Annotated in this window: 19 protein-coding genes; 2 read left to right on the top strand and 17 right to left on the bottom strand. The window is 65.3% G+C overall.

From position 1 onward, the window contains the following. Positions 1-79: 79 nt before the first annotated feature. Complete coding sequence (locus tag I6F20_RS12145; protein ID WP_225126345.1) at positions 80-1,414, top strand: dicarboxylate/amino acid:cation symporter; 1,335 nt, start codon at positions 80-82, stop codon at positions 1,412-1,414. A gap of 192 nt (positions 1,415-1,606) precedes the next feature. Here I6F20_RS12145 and I6F20_RS12150 read toward each other — a convergent pair whose 3' ends face one another. The 10 genes from I6F20_RS12150 to I6F20_RS12195 all read right to left on the bottom strand — a co-directional run bounded on the left by I6F20_RS12150 (position 1,607) and on the right by I6F20_RS12195 (position 11,533). Beyond that, positions 1,607-3,220 (bottom strand): ABC-F family ATP-binding cassette domain-containing protein, encoded by a 1,614-nt coding sequence (locus I6F20_RS12150; protein WP_225112967.1) that lies wholly within the window; start codon positions 3,218-3,220, stop codon positions 1,607-1,609. 172 nt (positions 3,221-3,392) lie between these two features. After that, complete coding sequence (locus I6F20_RS12155; protein ID WP_028138431.1) at positions 3,393-3,740, bottom strand: RidA family protein; 348 nt, start codon at positions 3,738-3,740, stop codon at positions 3,393-3,395. 13 nt (positions 3,741-3,753) lie between these two features. Then, on the bottom strand, positions 3,754-4,875 hold the full coding sequence (locus I6F20_RS12160; RefSeq protein WP_225126346.1) for an NAD(P)/FAD-dependent oxidoreductase: 1,122 nt from the start codon (positions 4,873-4,875) through the stop codon (positions 3,754-3,756). Then, positions 4,872-6,290 carry an FAD/NAD(P)-dependent oxidoreductase gene (locus I6F20_RS12165; RefSeq protein ID WP_225126347.1) on the bottom strand — a complete coding sequence of 473 codons (1,419 nt, stop codon included), beginning with the start codon at positions 6,288-6,290 and terminating at the stop codon, positions 4,872-4,874. Before I6F20_RS12165 ends, I6F20_RS12160 begins: the two co-directional genes overlap by 4 nt. Next, positions 6,287-6,583, bottom strand: coding sequence for a (2Fe-2S)-binding protein (locus I6F20_RS12170; RefSeq protein ID WP_025034065.1), 297 nt, complete (start codon positions 6,581-6,583; stop codon positions 6,287-6,289). Before I6F20_RS12170 ends, I6F20_RS12165 begins: the two co-directional genes overlap by 4 nt. 31 nt (positions 6,584-6,614) lie before the next feature. Further along, a complete protein-coding gene (locus tag I6F20_RS12175) occupies positions 6,615-7,751 on the bottom strand; it encodes an NAD(P)/FAD-dependent oxidoreductase (protein WP_225126348.1) in 1,137 nt (378 codons plus the stop codon). An 8-nt stretch (positions 7,752-7,759) separates the two neighbouring features. Then, the gene (locus I6F20_RS12180) at positions 7,760-8,566 is read right to left on the bottom strand and encodes an ABC transporter permease (protein WP_225126349.1); all 807 of its coding nucleotides are present in this window, start codon (positions 8,564-8,566) and stop codon (positions 7,760-7,762) included. Further along, entirely contained in the window at positions 8,563-9,438 is an 876-nt protein-coding gene (locus tag I6F20_RS12185) for an ABC transporter permease (protein ID WP_225126350.1), read from the bottom strand. The genes I6F20_RS12180 and I6F20_RS12185 overlap by 4 nt, the downstream gene beginning before the upstream one ends. Continuing rightward, complete coding sequence (locus I6F20_RS12190) at positions 9,435-10,475, bottom strand: ABC transporter ATP-binding protein (RefSeq protein ID WP_035998437.1); 1,041 nt, start codon at positions 10,473-10,475, stop codon at positions 9,435-9,437. The genes I6F20_RS12185 and I6F20_RS12190 overlap by 4 nt, the downstream gene beginning before the upstream one ends. A 23-nt stretch (positions 10,476-10,498) precedes the next feature. After that, positions 10,499-11,533 carry an ABC transporter substrate-binding protein gene (locus I6F20_RS12195; protein ID WP_035998434.1) on the bottom strand — a complete coding sequence of 345 codons (1,035 nt, stop codon included), beginning with the start codon at positions 11,531-11,533 and terminating at the stop codon, positions 10,499-10,501. Positions 11,534-11,809: 276 nt separating this feature from the next. Between I6F20_RS12195 and I6F20_RS12200 the strand changes: the two genes are divergently transcribed. Further along, a complete protein-coding gene (locus tag I6F20_RS12200) occupies positions 11,810-12,730 on the top strand; it encodes a LysR substrate-binding domain-containing protein (RefSeq protein WP_225126351.1) in 921 nt (306 codons plus the stop codon). On the opposite strand, the gene I6F20_RS12205 is transcribed toward I6F20_RS12200, so the two are convergent. Genes I6F20_RS12205 through I6F20_RS12235 form a run of 7 tightly spaced genes read right to left on the bottom strand, consistent with a single transcriptional unit; the run spans position 12,720 to position 19,818 of the window. Next, entirely contained in the window at positions 12,720-14,093 is a 1,374-nt protein-coding gene (locus I6F20_RS12205; RefSeq protein WP_225126352.1) for an amidohydrolase family protein, read from the bottom strand. The two genes, I6F20_RS12200 and I6F20_RS12205, sit on opposite strands and share 11 nt — an antisense overlap. Continuing rightward, complete coding sequence (locus I6F20_RS12210; RefSeq protein WP_225126353.1) at positions 14,090-15,673, bottom strand: ABC transporter substrate-binding protein; 1,584 nt, start codon at positions 15,671-15,673, stop codon at positions 14,090-14,092. The genes I6F20_RS12205 and I6F20_RS12210 overlap by 4 nt, the downstream gene beginning before the upstream one ends. Continuing rightward, positions 15,673-16,557 carry a polysaccharide deacetylase family protein gene (locus I6F20_RS12215; protein ID WP_225126355.1) on the bottom strand — a complete coding sequence of 295 codons (885 nt, stop codon included), beginning with the start codon at positions 16,555-16,557 and terminating at the stop codon, positions 15,673-15,675. The genes I6F20_RS12210 and I6F20_RS12215 overlap by 1 nt, the downstream gene beginning before the upstream one ends. Further along, positions 16,544-17,359 carry an ABC transporter substrate-binding protein gene (locus tag I6F20_RS12220; RefSeq protein WP_035998422.1) on the bottom strand — a complete coding sequence of 272 codons (816 nt, stop codon included), beginning with the start codon at positions 17,357-17,359 and terminating at the stop codon, positions 16,544-16,546. Before I6F20_RS12220 ends, I6F20_RS12215 begins: the two co-directional genes overlap by 14 nt. Positions 17,360-17,375: 16 nt before the next feature. Further along, complete coding sequence (locus I6F20_RS12225) at positions 17,376-18,140, bottom strand: amino acid ABC transporter ATP-binding protein (protein ID WP_057028105.1); 765 nt, start codon at positions 18,138-18,140, stop codon at positions 17,376-17,378. Beyond that, the gene (locus I6F20_RS12230) at positions 18,137-18,994 is read right to left on the bottom strand and encodes an amino acid ABC transporter permease (protein ID WP_036021759.1); all 858 of its coding nucleotides are present in this window, start codon (positions 18,992-18,994) and stop codon (positions 18,137-18,139) included. The genes I6F20_RS12225 and I6F20_RS12230 overlap by 4 nt, the downstream gene beginning before the upstream one ends. Continuing rightward, positions 18,991-19,818, bottom strand: a complete 828-nt coding sequence (locus tag I6F20_RS12235) for an ABC transporter substrate-binding protein (protein ID WP_225126356.1) — start codon at positions 19,816-19,818, stop codon at positions 18,991-18,993. Before I6F20_RS12235 ends, I6F20_RS12230 begins: the two co-directional genes overlap by 4 nt. Between the last annotated feature and the right edge of the window lie 36 nt (positions 19,819-19,854).

Consider the following 19,854-nt stretch of genomic DNA (forward strand, 5'->3'; position numbering starts at 1 on the left):
AAAAATGTGATTGTCGCTTCTGCGGCGCCCATCACATGATGCAAATCATGCACGATCAATCCGTTCCCGAGCCTACATTATGACACAGATTGCGATCCCGTCAGCCATCCAGCGCCGGCATCAGCCCTGGTACAAGATCCTCTACGTCCAGGTGCTGATCGCGATCGCACTCGGCGTGCTCATCGGCTATGTCTATCCCGATCTCGGCAAGGCCTTGAAGCCGCTCGGCGACGGCTTCATCGCGCTGATCAAGATGATGATCGCGCCCGTGATCTTCTGCACCGTGGTGCACGGCATCTCCTCGATGGGCGATCTGAAGCGGGTCGGCCGGGTCGGGCTGAAATCGCTGATCTATTTCGAGACGGTCTCGACCGTGGCCCTCGCGGTCGGCCTTCTGGTCGGGGAGATTCTCCAGCCCGGGCACGGCTTCAACATCGATCCAGCCACGATCGACCCGAATTCGGTGGCGACCTACGTCACCAAGGCCCACGAAGAGGGCATCGTCGCCCATCTGATGGCGATCATTCCCGACAGCTATCTCGGGGCGATCGCGCGCGGCGACCTCTTGCAGGTGCTGCTGATCTCGATTCTCTCCGGCTTCGCCATCGCCTTTCTCGGCAAGGCCGGCGAGCCCATTGCGGACGCGATCGACAAGGCGGCGAAGATGTTCTTCGGCATCATCCGCATCATCGTGCGCGTCGCGCCGATCGGCGCCTTCGGCGCCATGGCGTTCACCGTCGGCGCCTACGGCCTCGGCTCGCTGCTCAATCTCGCCGCGCTGATCGGCACGTTCTATCTGACCAGTATCCTGTTCGTGCTGATCGTGCTGGGTTCGATCGCCCGGCTCGCCGGCTTCTCGATCCTGCGCTTCATCGCCTATATCAAGGACGAGCTCTTGATCGTGCTCGGCACCTCGTCCTCCGAGACCGTGCTGCCGCAGATGATCCAGAAGATGGAGCATCTCGGCGCCTCACGCTCCGTGGTCGGCCTCGTCATCCCGACCGGCTACAGCTTCAACCTCGATGGGACCAACATCTACATGACGCTCGCGACGCTGTTCCTGGCGCAGGCGACCAACACCCATCTGACCATCTGGCAGGAGCTCGGCATTTTGGGCATCGCTATGATCACCTCCAAGGGGGCCTCGGGCGTGACCGGCGCCGGCTTCATCACGCTCGCTGCGACGCTGTCGATCGTGCCTGATATCCCGATCCAGTCGATCGCGATCCTGGTCGGCATCGACAAGTTCATGAGTGAATGCCGCGCGCTCACCAACCTGATCGGCAATGGCGTTGCCTGCGTGGTCATCAGCATCTCCGAAGGCGAGCTCGACCGCGACGCGCTGCACGAGACCATGGCGCATCCGCTGGAGATCGGCGAGGCGCTGGAGCCGGGTGGAGGCGCGGCATCCTAGGCCGCGCAATCGGTGGGCAGACGAAGCCTGGTTCCGATGCGGTAGTTTCCCGGAGTAGAAAATCGATGCGGCCCGCGTCACAACAATGGCGTTGGGATCACGGATTTATACTCATTTTTTTCCGCCCGACGCGCTGGGGGCAGGGCGTCGGGCTTTTGAAAATCACAGCCAGATCCAGAGCGCCAGGCGGGATCAGACGATCCCGCCATCGATGCGCGGCAAATTGGCGGCAAGTTCGATCCGCCGCGTGATCCCGATCGCCTGCAGGAACGCCTCGTCATGGCTGACGACCAGCAGTGCGCCGTCATAGGCCCGCAAGCCGGCCTCGACGGCTTCGATGGACTCGAAGTCGAGATGATTGGTCGGCTCGTCCAGGATCAGCAGCGACGGCGGCGGCTGCCCGCCCAGCACGCAAGCGAGGCCCGCGCGGAAGATTTGCCCGCCGCTCAGGCTCCCGGCGATTTGCAAGGCGGCATCGGCGCGAAACATGAACCGGGCCAGCGCGGCATGGCACTCGTTCGCACCGGCCTTCGGATTGAGACGCCGAAAATTGTCCAGGATGGAGCGCGCCGGGTCGAGCAGGCTGACCTTCTGGTCGAACAACGCGAAATCCGGCCTGAGCCGCACGATGCCCGCAAGCGGACGCAGCTCGCCCACGATGAGCTTCAGCAGCGTCGTCTTGCCGGAGCCATTGGGCCCGACCAGCGCGACGCGCTCCGGCCCGACCACCGCAAATGAGAGGTCGCGCACGACAGGCTGCTCCGGCCAAAAGCCAGCGCTGACACCGTCAAGCCAAAGCACCTCCCTCCCCGCCGGCAGGTCGGTTGCGGGCAATTTGACCGAGAGCGGCTGAAGAACCTCGACGCGCCGGCGCGCCGTGTCGATGGCTTGAAGCGCTTCCGCGCGCTGCCGCTCGGCGATTTGTGCATTCTTGCCGCCGGTGTCCTCGCTGCGATCCTTGCGGGCGCCGGCCAGGATGCGCGGCATGTCGCCCTTGGCGCGCTTCTTTCTGCCGCCGCTGTCCTTGCGCGCTTTCTTCTCCGCGGCCTCCCGCGCCCTCCCGTCGATCTCGGACAGCCGGTTCTCGGCAAGCGCGAGATCGTGCCTCACAGCCGCGAGCTCGATGGCCTTCTGCGTTCGAAAGCTGCTCCAATTGCCACCATATCGCGTCGCGCCGAGCGACGTCAGCTCGACGATCGCATCCATGGTGTCGAGCAGTGTCCGGTCGTGGCTGACGATAATCGCGCCGCCGCGCCAGGCAGCCAGCAGATCGGTGACGGCCTTGCGTCCGTCCTGGTCGAGATTGTTGGTGGGCTCGTCCAGCAGCAGGAAGTCAGGCGCAGCGAACACCAGCGCGGCGAGACGAACCCGCGTGATCTGGCCACCGGACAGGCACGACAGCGCCGTATCGGGAGACGGATCGAACCCGAGGCGCGCCAACGCGGCCTCAAGCCGCGTCTCGAGCGTCCAGTCGACCGCAGCGACCTCGTCGGCGGAGGCGTCGCCCCGCTCGGCACGGCGCAGCAACTCGAGCGCCGGCCGCACGCCGAACAGATCCGCCACGGTCCCGCCGGCAAGAACCTGCACGTCCTGGCGTAACAAGCCGATAGTGCCGTTGATCAGAACGCGTCCCGACTGAGGAATATGTTCGCCGAGCATCGACGCAAGCAGCGTCGTCTTGCCAACGCCGTTACGGCCGACGAGACCAGTTCGCTCGGCGCCGAATGTCAGATCGAGGTTTGAGAAGAGAGAGCGCCCGTCAGGCGTGGACAGCGACAGGTTCGACAGGATGATTGAAGCAGGCATGGAATTCCCCGTGAGCAAGGCGGATGGGCGTTGCGGTCGGGGTGAAATCCATGGCTGCGAAGATCCTGATTGAGGAACTCTCTAACTAGTCCCATCAAAGGGCGAGATCAAGGCGCGGCACGAGGAGACAACAGGCGTGATGGGCGCTGTCGTCCTTCCTCGCCGTGCACCATCAGCCCTTGAGCGCGGTCACCACCACCTCGATTAGCGCACCGCCGCCGAGATCGGCGACGCCGACGGTGGCGCGGGTCGGCAGGTTGTCGCCGAAGAATTCGGTCCAGGCCGCGTCCATCTCTTTCTTCTTGGAGAGATCGGTGACGAAGATCGAGGCGCTGACCACGCGGCTCTTGTCGGTTCCCGCCTCTTTCAGATAGCCGGCGATCTTGCCGAGGATGTTGCGGGTCTGCTCGCCCATCGAGACCGAGGTGTCGTCGGCGATCGTGCCGCCGAGGAAGACGAAGCCATTGGCTTCGACGGCGCGGTGCATGATGGGCGTGCGGATGCTGCGGGTGATGCTCATGATATCCTCTTGTTTAGAGCGTGGAAGGGTGGAAGCGGTCGATGCCGAGTTCGCCGATACGGGTCTGGGTGCCGCCGTTGACGATCAGCTCCGCCATCACGGCGCCGGCGCCAGGGCCGAGCTGGAAACCGTGCAGCGAGAAGCCGAACTGGTGATAGAGGCCCTTGTGACGCGAGCTCGGCCCGAACACGGGAATGTCGTCCTTCATCTTGGCTTCAATGCCGGCCCAGGCACGGACGATGTTGGCGCTGCGCATCACCGGAAACAGCTCGAACACGGTCTGCGCACTGGTCGCAAGGCTCTTCCAGTCCAGCACCGTCTCGTTGCGATCCTGATAGGGCGTCGCCAGATGGCCGCCGCCGATCAGCACGGTGCCGTTCTTGAACTGCTTGAAGGACAGCTTTCGACCACGCAGGATCACGACGGGGTCGATGAAGTGCGGCACGCGCGAGGTGATCATCAGCATCGGCGCCACGGTTTCGACCGGGACGGGCTCGCCAAGATCAGCCGCGATCCTGCCGGCCCAGGCGCCGGCAGCATTCACCAGCACCGGCGCGGCAAAGCTCTCCGACCCGGCATCGACGTGCCAGAGGCCGTCGTTGTAGCGGATGTTGCCGGCCGCTACGCCTTCGCGCACGGTCGCACCTAACTGCTCAGCCTTGCGGCGGAACGCCGTCGTCGTCTGCGCCGGATTGGCCGCGCCATCACGGCGCGAGACCACGCCGCCGGGACAGGTCTCGGCAACCGCCGGCACCAGTCGGCGCAATTCGGTCGCGTCGATCAGTTCTTCGTGGGTGAAGCCGAGCGCATTGAGCTCGGCGACGCGGGCGCGGCAAAGGGCGAGCTCGTCCTCGTTCTCGGCGACCAGCACCTGGCCGTAGCTCTCGAAGCTGCAATCGTCGTCGACGAGATCCGTGATCTTCTCCCAGATGTCCATCGAGCGGATCGACAGCGGAATCTCGGGAATGTGCCGCGCGAGCTGCCGGACGCCGCCGGCATTGACGCCCGAGGCGTGACGGCCGGCATAGTCCTTCTCGATCAGCACCGGCTTCAGGCCGGCGAGACACAGATGCAGCGTGGTCGAGCACCCGTGGATGCCGCCGCCAATGACGATCGCATCCACATTTGTGCTCATCCGCGCACCACAGCCTTGACGTCGGCCTCGCTCTTGGGAACGGCGGCGAGTTCGGCCAGCGTGATCGGCTTCACCGGCGCGCGCAGCCGGTAGTAACCGATCTCCTGCGGGGTCTTGCCGCGCGCCCGCGCCATCAGCTCGGTGACGGTGAGGCCGCAGAGCCGGCCCTGGCACGGGCCCATGCCGGTGCGGCGATAGGCCTTGAGCTGATTCGGCCCGGTCGCGCCGATCGCGACGGAATCGAGAACGTCCTTTGCCGTGACCTCTTCGCAACGACAGACGATGGTATCGCCTGAAGGAATCCGGAACTGCGGCGCGGGGCGGAACAGCGTGTCGAGGAACAGGCGACCACGCTCAGCCTTGGCGAGGTCGGAACGGAGCGTCGCCATTGCGGGAAGTTTTGCGGCAGAAGCGGGCGCCAGTGCTTCGACGGCGGCGCGCGCGGCAATGCGACCGCGCACCACGGCTGCACTCGCGCCGCCGATGCTGGCCCCGTCACCGGCGATCGCGATGCCGGCGACCGACGAATTGCCGCTCGCGTCGAGCACTGGCGACCAGCACAATTGCAGATCATCCCAGCGATGCTCGATGCCGGCTGACATCGCCAGATTGACGTTGGGCACGACGCCCTGATGCAGCAGCAACAGGTCCGCAGCGATGGTCTCGCGCTTGCCGCCGGCGACGTAGCTCACGCTGGCAAGCTGGCCATCACCGGAAGCCGCAAGCTCGGTGACGCCGGAGACGACCTGCACCTTCGCCCTCACCTCGCGCATCATCGACAGGCCCTTGGCGAAATAGGGCGAGGTGAGGAAGGCGAAAGCGTGCGGGAGCGCGGCGAAATAATTGCCGCGCTGGGTGGTGTCGAGGATGCGATCGATGCGGCCGCCAAGCCGCAGTATCTGCGCGGCGAGCAGCCACAGCAGCGGCCCCTGCCCTGCGATCACCGTGCGTCCGTCGGGCACCAGGGCCGAGGACTTCAGCATGGTCTGCGCCGCGCCGGCGGTCATCACGCCCGGCAGCGTCCAGCCGGGAATTGGGAACGGCCGCTCCAGCGCACCGGTCGCGAGAATCACGCGTTTCGCCTTGACGAAGGCCGAGGCGCCGCCGATCGAGACGGCGATATCGAGATTGCGGTCGAGGCTCCAGACGGTGGCGCGGTGAATGACCTCCGCATTGCTCGCGCGCAGCGACTGCACGAGATCGGCCCCGACCCAATAATCGGCGCCGAGCTGATTGCGCTCGGTAACCGGCGTCGAGGCGATGGCGCGAAACACCTGGCCACCGGGGCCGATGTTCTCGTCGAGCAGCAGCGTCGAGAGGCCGGCCTTGGCGGATGTTGCGGCAGCCGCAAGGCCCGCGGGCCCGGCGCCGATCACCACGACGTCATAGTTTTCGCGCTTGGGAGCCACGCTCATTTTCCGATCTCCCGCTTGCCCTTCTGGATTTCGATCTGCATGCCCTCGGCGACGGGCACGAGGCACCCTTGCCGGTTGCCGACGCCGTCGATGGTGACGAGGCAGTCGAAGCAGACGCCCATCATGCAATAAGGCAGACGCGGCGCGCCGCTCACCGCGGTGGAACGCCGTGCGTCAACGCCGGAGGCCAGCAGTGCGGCGGAGACGGTGTCGCCCTGGCGCGCTGCGACCGCGACGCCGTCGACGAAGATCTGCACCTGTGGCCGCTTGTCCTGTTCGGATCGCTTGAACATGGGGATGCCTCTTGGCTCCTTCTCAGAATCTCTAGTAGCCGCTGCTGTTCGCAGCACCTGCGCCGCCAAAACGGCTGGCCGAGAACGCGCCGACCAGCTCCGGCTCGAGCGCGCCCTGCGCCACCATGCGCGCGATCTCGAAGGCGTGGTTGGAGGCGAGCGTCACGCCGGAATGGCAGCAGGCGACGAAGGCGCCGGGATACGTCTCCGACTGATCGTAGATCGGAAAGCCGTCCTGCGGCATGACGCGGATTCCGGACCAGCTCCTGACCACGTTGAGCCGCGCCAGATGCGGAAACATGCGCTGCGCGCGATCGGCCATGACGCCGCTGATCGACGGCTTCAGCGTGCGATCATCGAGCTCGTCCTCCTTGCTGTCGCCGATCATCACCGTGCCCTCGTCGGTCTGGCGGATCGTGGTCAGCGGATGCGGCAGGAACGGCATGGTGCGCTCGGTCACGACGACCTGGCCGCGAGTCGGGCCCATCGGCGCAAAGAGGCCGACCATCGGCGCCAGCGTCTGGTTGGCGTTGCCGGCGGCGAGCACGATCTTGGCGGCGCGCAGCTCGCCCTGCGGCGTGATCAGTCGAAATTCGCCCCCGCTCTTGCTGATCGCCGAGACCGGACGCTCCGGAAAATAGTCGATGCCGAACGCAATGAAGCCGGTGTGGAAGGCGCGGAAGGTGCGCAGCGAATTGACGTGGCCGTCGAGCGGACAATAGCTGCCGCCGGAGACCTCGGGGCCGATCAGCGGCAGCGCCTCCTTCACCTCGGACGGCCGCAGCATCTCCATCTTGTAGTCGGCCGCGCCGACCTGGTTGTGCATGCGCTTGACGAGCTCGGTGCGCTGGCCGAATTCGTCCTCGCCGAGCGTGAGATGAAAACCGCCGTTCTGCTGCAGGGCGACGTCGAGGCCGGTCTGCTGCTTCAGCTCGGAGGCCAGCCGGCCCCACGCCTGCGAGGCCTGCACGGTCCACCGCGTATAGGCCGGCATGCCGAGCCCTTTGCTCTGCACCCACACCAATGCGAAGTTCGCGCGCGAGGCGCGCTTGGTGATGTCGCCTTCGTCGAGCACGGCGACCTTCTTGCCGAGCCGGCCGAGGCCCCAGGCAATGGCGGAGCCGAGCAGTCCGCCGCCGACGACGGCGACGTCGTAATCTCCTGACATGAGTTCTCCTATCGTCCCGTATCGCCCTTGCCAGCGAGCACACGGTCGAGCCCGTAGAAGCGGTCGAGCAAAATGAGGGCGGCCATGGTGATTGCGATCACGCAGGCCGAGACCGACGTCACGAGCGGATCGATGTTGTCCTGGATGTAAAGGAACATGCGGACCGGCAACGTCTCGGTCCCGGGCGCAGCAAGGAAGACGGTCATGGTGAGATCGTCGAAGGACTGGATGAAGGCGAGCGCCCAACCGCTAATCACGCCGGGCAGGATCAGCGGCAAGGTCACGCGGCGGAACAGCGTCCAGCCGCCGGCGCCGAGCGAGACCGCCGCCATCTCGACCGTGCGGTCCATGCCGGTCGCCGCCGCCAGCGTCAGCCGCAGCGCGAACGGGAACACGATGATGACATGCGCGACGATCAGCGCCACGAAGCTACCGCCGAGACCGGCCGAAGTGAAGAAGCGCAGGAAGGCGATGCCGAGCACCACATGCGGGATCATCAGCGGCGACAGGAACAGCGCCGCCAGCACATCACGACCACGGAAGCGATAGCGCGAGATCGCCAGCGCCGCCGGCACCGCGAACAGCAGTGCCACGAGGGAGGACAACGCGCCAAGGCCGAGGCTGACCCAGAAGGCGTGAATGAATTCGGGGTAGTTCGCAATGGTCCTGAACCAGCGCAGCGAGAAGCCGTTGGTCGGCAGCGACAGGTATCCCTCAGGCGTGAAGGCGACGAGGCAGACCACCAAGATCGGCGCCACCATGACGATGACGAAGATGGTGTGAAAGATCAGCGCGAGCGGACCGTTCCGGCTCATCGGAACACCTCCGCATAGCGGCGTTCGATCAGTGCGTTGCTGCCGACGACGATCAGCACCAATGCGGCCAGCAGCAGCGTTGCGACCGCAGCGCCCAGCGGCCAGTTCAGCGTGTTGAGGAATTCGTCATAGGCGAGCGTTGCCGCGACCTTGAGCCGGCGGCCGCCGATGATCGCAGGCGTTGCGAAGGCGCTGCCCGAGAGCGAGAACACGATGATGGCGCCCGACAGCACGCCCGGCATGATCTGGGGCATGATGATGCGGCGCATGATGGTCGCGGGGCCCGCGCCGAGCGACATCGCAGCATTCTCGATCTGCGGATCGAGCCGCTGGAGGGCGGCCCATACCGACAGCACCATGAACGGCATCATCACATGCGCGAGCGCGATCACCACGCCTGTTTCGGTGAACATGAAGGGAATGGGGGAGCCGATCAGCCCGAGCGACATCAGCAGCTTGTTGACGAGGCCGTTGTTGCCGCCGAACAGCAGGGCCCAGCCCAGCGTTCGCGCCACCACTGAGATCAAGAGCGGCCCGAGAATGACCAGTAGGAAAAAACTCTTCCAGCGGCCGCTCATGCGGTTGAGGATATAGGCTTCGGGCGCGCCGAGCAGCGCGGTGAGCAGCGTGGTCAGAATCGCGATGCGAAAGGTCCGCCAGAACATCTCGGCGTAATAGGGATCGGTCGCGATCTCGTGCCAGTTCTTGAAGATGAAGACCGGCTCGATGCCCTTGTACTGGCCCCAATCGTGGAATGACAGCATTACCGTCATCGCCAGCGGAATCAGCAGCACGCCGACGAACAGCATCAAGGCGGGTGCGGTCAGCACCCACGGCGCGCGCAGGCTGCGCTCCTCGGCCGCCATGCTCATGCGCCGGCCCTCACGCGAACGCTCATGTCTTCGGGCCGCCAGGTGAGGCGAACCGCGTCCCCTTCGGCCGGCTGCGCTTTGCCGTCGTTCTGGCGGATCACGATCGCCGGGCCGCATTCACTGTCGCACTGGAACAGCCAGTGATTGCCCTGGAAGATGCGCGTGATGATTTTTGCGCTGAGCCCTGTATCGCCAAAGCCGATTCTTTCGGGGCGAACGCTGACGGTGACGGGACCGCCGAGCCCAGCCGGCGCCGGTGCGCGCCAGGAGCCGGCCACCAACTGCGTCGGCGCGACGGTCCGGTCGATCGTTCCGGCAAAATCGTTGGTCTTGCCGAGGAATTGCGAGACGAAGGCCGAGGCCGGCCTTTCATAGGTCTCTTGTGGCGTGCCGATCTGCTCGATCTTGCCCTGGCTCATGACCACGATGCGATCCGACAGCGACATCGCCTCGTTCTGGTCATGCGTGACCAGGATCGTGGTGGTGCCGACGGTGCGCTGGATCTGGCGCAGCTCGATCTGCATCTCCTCGCGCAGCTTGGCGTCGAGGTTCGACAGCGGCTCGTCGAGCAGCAGCACGCTGGGCTTGATCACCAGCGCACGCGCCAGTGCCACGCGCTGCTGCTGGCCGCCGGACATGCGGCGCGGATGGCGATCCTCGTATCCGGCGAGGCCCACCATCGCGAGTGCGGCGCGGACGCGTTCGGACCTTTCAGCGCGCGGCACGCCACGCATCTCCAGGCCGAAGGCGACGTTCTCCGCTGCGGTCATGTGCGGAAACAGCGCGTAGCTCTGGAACACGATGCCGAGGCCGCGCTTTGCCGGATGGATCGCGGTCAGGTCCTTGCCCTCAAGGCGGATCGCGCCGCGCGTCGGATCGAGGAAGCCCGCGATCATCTGCAGCGTCGTGGTCTTGCCGCAGCCGGACGGGCCGAGGAAGGAGATGAACTCCCCCTTCCCCACCGACAGGCTGAAGTCATCGACCACAGTCTGCGTGCCGAACTGCTTTGCGACCCGATCGAGCTCGAGATAGGCCATGACGCTGTCTCCGCGGCGACCGATCAGCGTTCGACCTCGCGATTCCAGCGCTTGGTCCACTCCTCGCGCTTCTCGTTGATCACGGTCCAGTCCGGATTGTAGAGCTTGGCCGCGCGCTCGCCGATCGGCGCCATCTTGCCGAGCTCGGGCGGGATCACGAGCGATTTCAGCACCGGGCCGTAGCCGTAATCCTTCAGCATCACGAGCTGGGTTTTCGGATCGAGCAGCATCTTGACGAAGCTCGCAGCCAGCGGCGAAGCATTGGGCTTATTGATCGGGCACGCCGTGGTCAGCAGCGTCGCTGCGCCTTCCTTCGGGTAGACGAAGTCGACGGGGAAGCCGGTATTGGCGAAGCTCTGCACGCGGCCGGTGCCCCATACCGCGATCACGGCCTGGCCGGACTGGAACAGCTCGGTCATCTTGCCCGGCGACGGCTCATAGGCCAGCACGTTCGGATTGATCTGCTCCTTGAAGATCTTGAAGCCGGACTCGACGTTGGTCTCGCCGCCGCCGTTCATCTTCGACAGCATCACCAGCGCTTCGAGACCGTAGGTGTTGTTGATCGGTGGAATCACGAGCTGTTTTGCGTATTTCGTGTCCTTCAGGTCGTTCCACGAGGTCGGCGGCGCCCAGCCTTTCTCCTTGAACACTTTCGTGTTGTACATCAGCCCGGTGGCGACGATGCCGATCGCAACCGCGCGATCGTCCTTGAAGCGTGCAGTATCGTAGAGATCGGCGGGCAAGCCGTCGAGCTTGCCGCAGAAGCCGAGCTGGATGGCCTGGTACATCGGGCCATCATCGACGATGGCGACGTCGATCTGCTGGTTGCCTTTCTGCGCCTGGAGCTTGGCCAGCGTGTCGGTGGAATTGCCGGCGACGTATTCGACCTTGACGCCGTTCTCCTTCTCGAAGGCCGGGATCACCTCGTCGCGGATGGTCTTCTCGAACGAGCCGCCATAGCCGGCGACGTAGAGCGTTTTCTGCTGGGCCGAGGCGACCGAGGGGACGGCAATGAGCGCTGCGATGCTGACCGCGGTCAGAAGGCGAAAAGTCTTCATGTGGACCGATCTCCAATACCGGAATGAGGTGACGTGCCGACGAGTCTCGCTGGCTGAAGCGCGTTGCCGCATTCCCTTCCGCGCCAATCCGCTTCCGATCAGGGCTCCGGCCCCCATTCGGCGGGTTTTGGCGCGATCTGGAGGTTTGAACCCCTCCAATCTGCCGAAAAAGCGGGCTGTCTCCAGTCCTGATGAAAAAGATCGCAGACCTATACTTCCATCGTCCAATGAATAATGGCACCCTCTGCATGCCGAAATGTTATGGATGGAGTTGGAATGGCGCGTATCAATTCGCGGCAGGTGGAGGCCTTCCGCGCGATGATGCTGACCGGCAGCGTGACGGAGGCGGCGGCGCTAATGAAGGTGACGCAGCCGGCCGTCAGCCGGTTGCTGCGCGACCTCCAGGCGCTGCTGAAGATGGAGCTGTTCGAACGGCGCGGCACCGGCCTGGTGCCGACCGCCGCGGCGATGGCGCTCTACACCGAGGTCGAGCGCTCCTTCGTCGGCCTCGAACGCATCACTGCGGCAGCAGAAGAAATCCGGGGACGCCGCACCGGCTCGCTACGCATCGCGGCACTGCCGGCGCTGTCGAACGGCTATCTGCCGCGGCTCACCGGTCACTTTCTGAAGGAGCGGCCAAACCTCAACCTCGCCTTCTTCGGTGTCATCTCGCCGATCGTGGTTGACTGGGTGCTGAACAATCAATGTGACGTCGGCTTTGCCGAGGTGCCGATCGCGCATTCCGGTCTGCCGAGCCAGAGACTGCCGGCGCCGGCGCGCGTCGCAGTGCTGCCGACCGGTCATCGCCTCGCGGAGAAGGAAGTCCTGGAGCCGCGCGATTTCGAGGGCGAGACCTTCATCTCGCTGTCGGCGGGATCGTCGAGTCGGCATCTCGTCGACCAGGTCTTCCACCGCCACGATGTCCGCCGCGTGCTGCGCGTTGAGACCACGCTGTCGGAAATCATGTGCGGCATGGTGTCGTCAGGCCTCGGCGTCGCGATCTGCGATCCCTTCACGGCGCAGGAATTTGCGACGCGCGGCGTCGTCGTGCGCCGCTTCCTGCCGCGCATCGATTTCGAATTCTCCGCGGTCTTTCCGGCGCAGCGCAGCCCGTCCCCGGTGGCGCTGGACCTGGTCGAGACCATGCGCAAGGCGCTGGTGGAGTTCGAGGACGACGAAGCCGGGGTCAGCCGTTGAACGCGGCCTGCGCCTCCGGCAGATCCCAGATCTTGCCGATCGCGGCGGTGCCGGCCGCCGTAATCGCGGCTTCATCCGCGCCGAGATAGCGTCCCTCATCGACCAGGACCCGGCCATCGACCATGACCTGATCGATATTGGCGCGGTTGGCGAGTGCGATCAGCGCGCGGCGCGGGTCGAACAGCGGCTGCAGATGCGGATGGGTGAGATCGACGACGGTGAGATCTGCGGTCGCGCCCGGCTCGATGCGGCCGAGATCGGGCCGCTTGATGACGTCGGCGGCGACCGTCGTGTTCGCCTCGATCAGCTCGGGTGAGTTCGCGACGTCAGGGCGCGCCGAAATGATCTTGGAGATCAGCGACGCCGCATTGAGCTCGCCGAGCAGATCCATGTTGTAGCCGTCGGTGCCGACCACGGTGCGCACGCCGTGCGCGGCGAAGCGGCTGAACGCCGCGGTGATGCCGGCACGCGCGAACACGCGCGGGCAGTTCAAGACGGTCATGCCGCGCGCGGCCATCAGCTTGAGATCGTCATCGCTGCTGAACATGCAGTGCGCCGCCATCAGATCCGGCGCGAGCAGGCCGAGCCAGTCCAGATATTCTGCCGGCGTGCGGCCGCCATAGCGCTTGCCGATGGTCTTGACCTCGGCGCGGCTCTGCGCCATGTGCGTGGTGATGGGAACGCCGAGCTCGCGCGCCCGCGTGGCGCAGGCTTTCAAGAGATCGGGGCCGCAGGTGTCGGTGGCGTGCGGGCTCATCGCAAGACTGATGCGGCCGTCGCCGCGATTATTCCAGCGCTGATAGAGCGCGTCCCACGCCGCCATATCCGCAGCGCCGTCATCGCCGGAATATTGGACCACACCGTCAGGCCCGGCCTTGGCGTCGGAGGTCGAGAACAGATAGGGCGCGCCGTAGAAGCGGATGCCCATCTTTTCCGCCGCGTCGAACATCTCGGGGATCGAGTTGCGGAACGGCTCCATCACCGTGGTGGCGCCGCCCTTGAGCAGCTGGAGGATGCCGAGCCGCGCCACCGCAAGGCGCTCTTCCGCCGACAGGATATCGGCGCCGCGCTTGGTCAGCGGCAGCAGCACCGTGTAGACGATGCTCTGGTTGTTCTTGCGGCCGTTGCCGTCCTCGGTGTGGCTGCGCGCCACCGCTTCCGAGAAGCAATGATTGTGCAGGTTGAGCAGGCCCGGCAGGACGAAGCGGCCTGGGCGATCATAGACCTGATCGGCGCGCGGCTTGTCGCGCGTGATCGCCGCAATCTTCTTGCCTTCGACCAGAACCCAGCGGTCGCGCAGCACGTCCTGCGCGCCGTCTTTCCGTGACAGCACATAGCTGCCGAAGATTGCTGTGGTGCTCATGCGGGGCGCACGTTCCAGAACACGGCGGTGCCGTCGAGAATGCCGGTGATGGCCTTGCGATAGGCCGTCGGCTGCTTGTAGAGGCCGATCGGAATATAGGGGATTTCCTCGAACGCCACCCTCTGGACTTCGCGGCAGATGCGCTGCTGTTCGGCGAGTTCGGAGGCCGCCAGCCACTGGCTGCGCAACTCGCCCATCTTCGTGCTCGCGTACCAGCCGGCGACCTTGCCTTCGCCGCGAATGTTGGTGTTGCCGGCCGGGTTGAGCCAGTCGATGCCCTGCCAGTTGCCGACCGCGGCGCTCCAGCCGCCCTGCGGAAGCGGATCCTTCTTCAGCTGGCGCTGCAGCACCACGGCGAAATCGAGGCCGGCATATTCGACGTTCATGCCGGCCTTGCGCAACGAGTCCACCGCGATCTCGCCAAGCGGCTTTTGCGCCAGCGAGTTGGTCGGAACGAGCAGCACGATCTTCTCGCCGTTGTAGCCCGCGGCTTTCAGGTCGGCCTTCACCTTGGCGTAGTCGCGCGGGCCGCGGAACACGTCGAGGCCGACCTCATTTGCCATCGGGGTGCCGGGTGCGAAATAGCCGACCGGTGAGACCTGGAACGCCGGATCGGTGCCGGCGACGGCGGTCATGAATGCGGACTGGTCGATCGCACCCAGGAGCGCGCGGCGGATGGCGGGATTGTCGAACGGCGGCTGCAGGTGGTTGAGGCGCAGCATGCAGGCGTAGCCTCGGGGATCGAGGATGCGCGTCTCGATATCGCCGGCCGCCTTGATCACCGGCAAGAGATCGTGCGGCGTGGTCTCCTGCCAATCCTGCTCGCCGGTCTGCAGCGCGGCAACGCCGGTGCCGGCATCGGGCGTCGTGGTCCAGACCACGCGATCGTAGTGCACGATCTTCGGCCCCGCGGTCCAATCCGGCTTGCCGTCGGTGCGCGGCTGGTAGCGCTCGAATTTGGCATAGGCGTTGCGCGCGCCCTGTACGCGCTCGTCGGCGAGATAGCGGAACGGGCCGCTGCCGATCACCTCGGTGAGCGGCTTGAACGGATCCTGGCTCGCCAGCCGCTCCGGCATCATGAAGCAGGCATTGATCGCTGCCTTGCCGAGCGCCTGCGGCAGCAGCGGAAAAGGACGCTTCAGACGGAAGCGGATGGTGCGGTCGTCGGCAGCCGAGAGCTCGGCGGTCGCCTCCATCAGCTCGCCGCCAAAGCCGTCGCGCGCGGCCCAGCGACGGATGCTGGCGACGCAATCGCGCGCCAGCACGCGTTCGCCATCGTGCCAGAACAGGCCGTCGCGAAGCGTGAGGTCCCACCGCAGCTGGTCGGCGGAGATGGCGTGGCCCGACAGCATCTGCGGCGAGACCTGGAGCGAGGAGCTCATGCCGTACAGCGTGTCGTAGACCATGAAGCCGTGGTTTCGCGACACCTGCGCGGTCGAATAGATGGGATCGACGAAAGCGAGATCGATGACGGGGATGAAGCGCAGCGTGGATTGCGATTCAGCGCGGACGATGCCCGGCAGCGACAGCGCCGGCAGCGCCGCGCCGGCCTTGAGGAGCGAACGGCGGGAGATGGACATTAGCGGTGACCCGCTTCGTGGCGCAGGAAGTTCTCCGCGATGTTCTCGCCGGTGGTGATCCAGACATCCGGGCACGATTTTGCGTAGGTCAGGAATTCGCGCAGCAGCCGCAGCCGCATCGGGCGGCCGCTGCATTGCGGATGCAGCACGGTTGTCACCATCGCGCCCCAGTCGCGGACCTCATCCAGCTCGTCCTTCCACATCGAGAGCACGTGTTCCCTAGGGAAGATCGAGCGCGGACTGAAGCGCGCCGACAGGCCGTGCATCCAGTCGTCATAGCTCGCGGTCACCGGCAGCTCGATTGTGCCGGGCTTGCCGTCGGCGAGGCGATGGCGATAGGGCCTGACGTCGTCGCGGAACGAAGACGTGTAGACGATGCCGTGACGCACCAGCGCGACGCGCAGTTCCTCCGTGAACTCGCCATAGGGCGCGCGATAGCCGGTCGGCTTGAGGCCGAGCCGGCGCTTCAGCGCCTCGAAGCCGCGCTCCAGCTCCTCCTCGATCCAGGGATCGCCGGGGTCGGGCAGCAGATGGTGATAGCCGTGATGTCCGATCTCGTGACCGGCCTTCAAGATGGATTCCGCCATCGCCGGATGCGCGTCGACCGACCACCCCGTGACGAAGAACGTCGCCTTGAGATCGAGCTGGTCGAGCAGCTCCAGGAGCTTCGGCGTGCCGACGCGCGCCTCATAGCCGCCATAGCTCATGGTGATGAGCCGCTGCGCATGACCTGCGTCCTTGCTGGTCCAGGCACTCTCGGCGTCCACGTCGAACGACAGGAACATCGCGGATGTGTACGGCTTCGGCCACGGATATTCCGGCGCGGGATCCGCGGTGTTGGCCGGAACGAGCGGAATGCTCTGGAGTGCCTTACTGTCCAGCATTGATGGTCGCCTTCTCGATTGCGTTGTCGCTCAATTTCCACTTCGCCAGCAGCGTCTTGTAGGTGCCGTCCGCGATCAGCGCGTCGACGGCTTCCAGCATTGCCTGCTGCAATGCCTTCTCCTTCACCGGCAGAGCAATGCCGGTAAATTGCTGTGCGATGGGCGCGCCCACGGTCGCATAGGTGTTGGGCTCGAGGTCCATGATGTAGGGCAGCGTCTCGTTGCCCTGGGCGGCGGCATCGATGCGGCCTTGCCTCAGCTGGGTGCGCGCATCGGCCGAGCCGTCGGTGCCGACGAACTGGATCGGAGAGCTGCCGCAATTCTTCTCGCTCCACGCCGCAATCTGGGCCGGGAACATGGTGCGTCGGCTGGCGCCGACCTTCTTGCCGCACAGCGACGTCGCATCCTTGAATTCCGCCTTGCGTGACGCCTGCACGAAGAACTGCGGGCCGCTGCGCAAATAATCGACGAAGGTCGCGACCTCGTGCCGGCTCGCATAGTCGGTGAAACCGGACAGGATCGCATCCACCCGCCCCGTCGAGATCGAGGGCATGAACTCGGCAAAGCTGGTCTCGGTCCATTCGATCTTGACGCCGAGCTTGCGGCCGATCGCCTCGCCAAGATCGACGTCGAAGCCGGAGAGCGCGTTGGTGGCGGGATCGCGGAACTCCATCGGCGGATAGTTCGGCACCACCGCGACCTTGATGCTGCCGCGCTTTACGATCTCAGGCGGCAGTTCGGCCGCCATTGCCGACACGCTCATGGCGCCCAGGAACGCCGCCGCAAGCAAGAATCTCTTCATCACCATACCCCCAATGTCAGATCACTGCCGAAAGAAATGCCTTGGTGCGCTCCTCGCGCGGCGCGCCCAACACGTCGGAGGCGCGGCCCTGCTCGACGATCGCGCCCTGATCCATGTAGACGACGCGGTCGGCGACCTCGCGGGCGAAGCCGAGCTCGTGCGTCACCACCATCATGGTCATGCCGCTTCGGGCCAGCTCCTTCATGACCGCGAGCACCTCGCCGACGAGCTCGGGATCGAGTGCGCTGGTGGGCTCGTCGAACAACATCAGCATCGGCTTCATGGCGAGCGCCCGCGCGATCGCGACGCGCTGCTGCTGGCCGCCGGAGAGCTGCGCCGGATACCAGTCGGCCTTGGCCGACAATCCGACGCGCCGAAGCAGCTCGGTCGCCTCGGCGCGCACCTCATCCGGCTTGCGCCCCTGCACCTGGGTCGGACCTTCCGTGATGTTCTCCAGCGCGGTCTTGTGCGGAAACAGGTTGAAGCGCTGGAATACCATGCCGGTCTTGAGCCGCTGCCGCCCGATTTCGCGCTCGCTCAGGCGATGGAGTTTCCCGCCTTGCTCGCGCACTCCGAGCAGTTCGCCGTCGAGCCAGATGCCGCCGGCATCGATCGTGGCGAGCTGATTGATGCAGCGGAGCAGCGTGGTCTTGCCGGAGCCGGAGGCGCCGATCAGGCACATCACCTCGCCGGGCCAGACGTCGAGCGAGACGTTCTTGAGAGCCTGAAACTCTCCAAAGTTCTTGGCTACGGAGCGGATCGCGACGAGCGGCTTTGTCATCGCGCCAGCCGCAATGTGCCGCGTGCAAAGCGGCGTTCGAGCAACATCTGGAGCGGTGTCAGGATCGAGACCGCGAGCAGGTACCAGAGCCCGGCGACGATCAGGAGCTCGATGACGCGGGAGTTGGCGTAGTAGATGTTCTCGGCATTGTGCAGCAGCTCCGGATACTGGATCACGCTGGCGAGCGAAGTCGCCTTCACCATGCCGATGAACTCGTTGCCGAGCGGCGGGATTACCACGCGCATCGCCTGCGGCAGCACGATCCGGCGCAGCGCCCGCAGCCGTCCCATGCCGATCGCCTGCGCCGCCTCATATTGTCCGATATCGACCGACAGCATGCCGGCGCGCATGACTTCGGAGGTGTAGGCGCCCTGGTTGATGCCGAGCCCGAGCAGCGCGGCAAGGAACGGCGTCATGACATCGACGGCGCGTGCAGACCACAGGCCGGGGATACCGATGGTCGGAAACACCAGCGCGAGGTTGAACCACAGCAGCAGCTGCAGGATCAGTGGCGTGCCGCGAAACAGCCATGTGTAGCCGGCGGCGACCGACTTCAGCACCGGATTGGGCGACAGCCGCATGATCGCGACGACGATGCCAAGGAAGATGCCGAGCATCATCGCCAGCACCGCCATCACCATGGTGTTGACGATGCCTTCGAGGATGACCTTTGCGGTCAGGAAGCGGCTGACATAGGACCATTCGATCTGGCCGTTCGCAAAGGCGCGCGCGATCGCCGCCAGCACGAGGACGATCAGGGCCGCGCTGATCCAGCGAAACCAGTGCGGCTCGCGCGCGATCCGCATGCCCGACAGATCGGGAAATCCTTGCGCGAGTGCCGGCGCCTGCTTCATTGCGGCGCCGCGTTCAGCATGGGCTGGGCGACTGCATTGGTCCCCAAGCCCCATTTGTCGAGAATGGCCTTGTACGAGCCGTCAGCGATCATCGCCGCGAGTTTCTCGGTCACGACTTCGCGCAAGGCGGCATCGTCCTTGCGGAACATGATGCCTTGATAGCCCTTGGCAAGGGGCTCGCCGACGATGCGGTACTTGCCGGGCTCCTGTTGCTGCGCATAAGGCAACGTCTCGCTGCCCTGCACGGCGGCGTCGATGCGGCCCTGCTTGAGCTGGTTGCGGACGTCGATGGAATTCTCGCCCGGAACGTACTGGATCGCCGGCTTGCCGGCCGGCTCGCAATTCTGCTTGCTCCACTTCTCGATCTCGACCGGGAAGCTGGTGCTGCGGGTGGTGCCGACCTTCTTGCCGCAGAGATCGTTGGCGTCCTTGACCGCGCTCTCCGCCATCACGAAGAACTGCGGGCCGGTTGCGAGGTAATCGACGAAATCCGCCGTCTCGCGCCGCGAGGCACGATCGGAGATGCCGGAAATGATGAAGTCGGCCCGCTTGGTCGTGAGCGAAGGGATCAGCTCGGCGAACGGCGTCTCGCTCCAGACGATCTTCAGCCCTCCGAGCCGCTTGGCGAGCTCCTTCGCCAGATCGATGTCGAGCCCGACCAGCTCGTTGGTTGCGGGGTCGCGATATTCCATCGGCGCGTAGGTGGAATTGACCGTGAGCTTCAGCGTACCAGCCTGCTTGATCTCCGCCGGCAGCTCGGCGGCTCGCGCCGACGTCACCGCAGCCAGCGCTGCGCAGGCAAGCAAATACGAGAGGCGTGTCATGTCAGCTCCTTTTGCCAACGCCGCGACCGGCCGTTG

The sequence above is a fragment of the Bradyrhizobium sp. IC3123 genome (assembly GCF_020193625.1).
Classification (GTDB): Bacteria; Pseudomonadota; Alphaproteobacteria; order Rhizobiales; family Xanthobacteraceae; genus Bradyrhizobium; species Bradyrhizobium yuanmingense.

What these genes read in the sequence shown, in the direction of transcription:
- I6F20_RS12195 (WP_035998434.1), bottom strand. Translation starts at nt 11,533, where the DNA reads ATGAAGACTTTTCGCCTTCTGACCGCGGTCAGCATCGCAGCGCTCATT.
- I6F20_RS12225 (WP_057028105.1), bottom strand. Translation starts at nt 18,140, where the DNA reads ATGACAAAGCCGCTCGTCGCGATCCGCTCCGTAGCCAAGAACTTTGGA.
- I6F20_RS12235 (WP_225126356.1), bottom strand. Translation starts at nt 19,818, where the DNA reads ATGACACGCCTCTCGTATTTGCTTGCCTGCGCAGCGCTGGCTGCGGTG.
- I6F20_RS12165 (WP_225126347.1), bottom strand. Translation starts at nt 6,290, where the DNA reads ATGAGCGTGGCTCCCAAGCGCGAAAACTATGACGTCGTGGTGATCGGC.
- I6F20_RS12145 (WP_225126345.1), top strand. Translation starts at nt 80, where the DNA reads ATGACACAGATTGCGATCCCGTCAGCCATCCAGCGCCGGCATCAGCCC.
- I6F20_RS12215 (WP_225126355.1), bottom strand. Translation starts at nt 16,557, where the DNA reads ATGCTGGACAGTAAGGCACTCCAGAGCATTCCGCTCGTTCCGGCCAAC.
- I6F20_RS12160 (WP_225126346.1), bottom strand. Translation starts at nt 4,875, where the DNA reads ATGAGCACAAATGTGGATGCGATCGTCATTGGCGGCGGCATCCACGGG.
- I6F20_RS12175 (WP_225126348.1), bottom strand. Translation starts at nt 7,751, where the DNA reads ATGTCAGGAGATTACGACGTCGCCGTCGTCGGCGGCGGACTGCTCGGC.
- I6F20_RS12210 (WP_225126353.1), bottom strand. Translation starts at nt 15,673, where the DNA reads ATGTCCATCTCCCGCCGTTCGCTCCTCAAGGCCGGCGCGGCGCTGCCG.
- I6F20_RS12185 (WP_225126350.1), bottom strand. Translation starts at nt 9,438, where the DNA reads ATGAGCATGGCGGCCGAGGAGCGCAGCCTGCGCGCGCCGTGGGTGCTG.
- I6F20_RS12220 (WP_035998422.1), bottom strand. Translation starts at nt 17,359, where the DNA reads ATGAAGAGATTCTTGCTTGCGGCGGCGTTCCTGGGCGCCATGAGCGTG.
- I6F20_RS12205 (WP_225126352.1), bottom strand. Translation starts at nt 14,093, where the DNA reads ATGAGCACCACAGCAATCTTCGGCAGCTATGTGCTGTCACGGAAAGAC.
- I6F20_RS12180 (WP_225126349.1), bottom strand. Translation starts at nt 8,566, where the DNA reads ATGAGCCGGAACGGTCCGCTCGCGCTGATCTTTCACACCATCTTCGTC.
- I6F20_RS12200 (WP_225126351.1), top strand. Translation starts at nt 11,810, where the DNA reads ATGGCGCGTATCAATTCGCGGCAGGTGGAGGCCTTCCGCGCGATGATG.
- I6F20_RS12150 (WP_225112967.1), bottom strand. Translation starts at nt 3,220, where the DNA reads ATGCCTGCTTCAATCATCCTGTCGAACCTGTCGCTGTCCACGCCTGAC.
- I6F20_RS12230 (WP_036021759.1), bottom strand. Translation starts at nt 18,994, where the DNA reads ATGAAGCAGGCGCCGGCACTCGCGCAAGGATTTCCCGATCTGTCGGGC.
- I6F20_RS12190 (WP_035998437.1), bottom strand. Translation starts at nt 10,475, where the DNA reads ATGGCCTATCTCGAGCTCGATCGGGTCGCAAAGCAGTTCGGCACGCAG.
- I6F20_RS12155 (WP_028138431.1), bottom strand. Translation starts at nt 3,740, where the DNA reads ATGAGCATCACCCGCAGCATCCGCACGCCCATCATGCACCGCGCCGTC.
- I6F20_RS12170 (WP_025034065.1), bottom strand. Translation starts at nt 6,583, where the DNA reads ATGTTCAAGCGATCCGAACAGGACAAGCGGCCACAGGTGCAGATCTTC.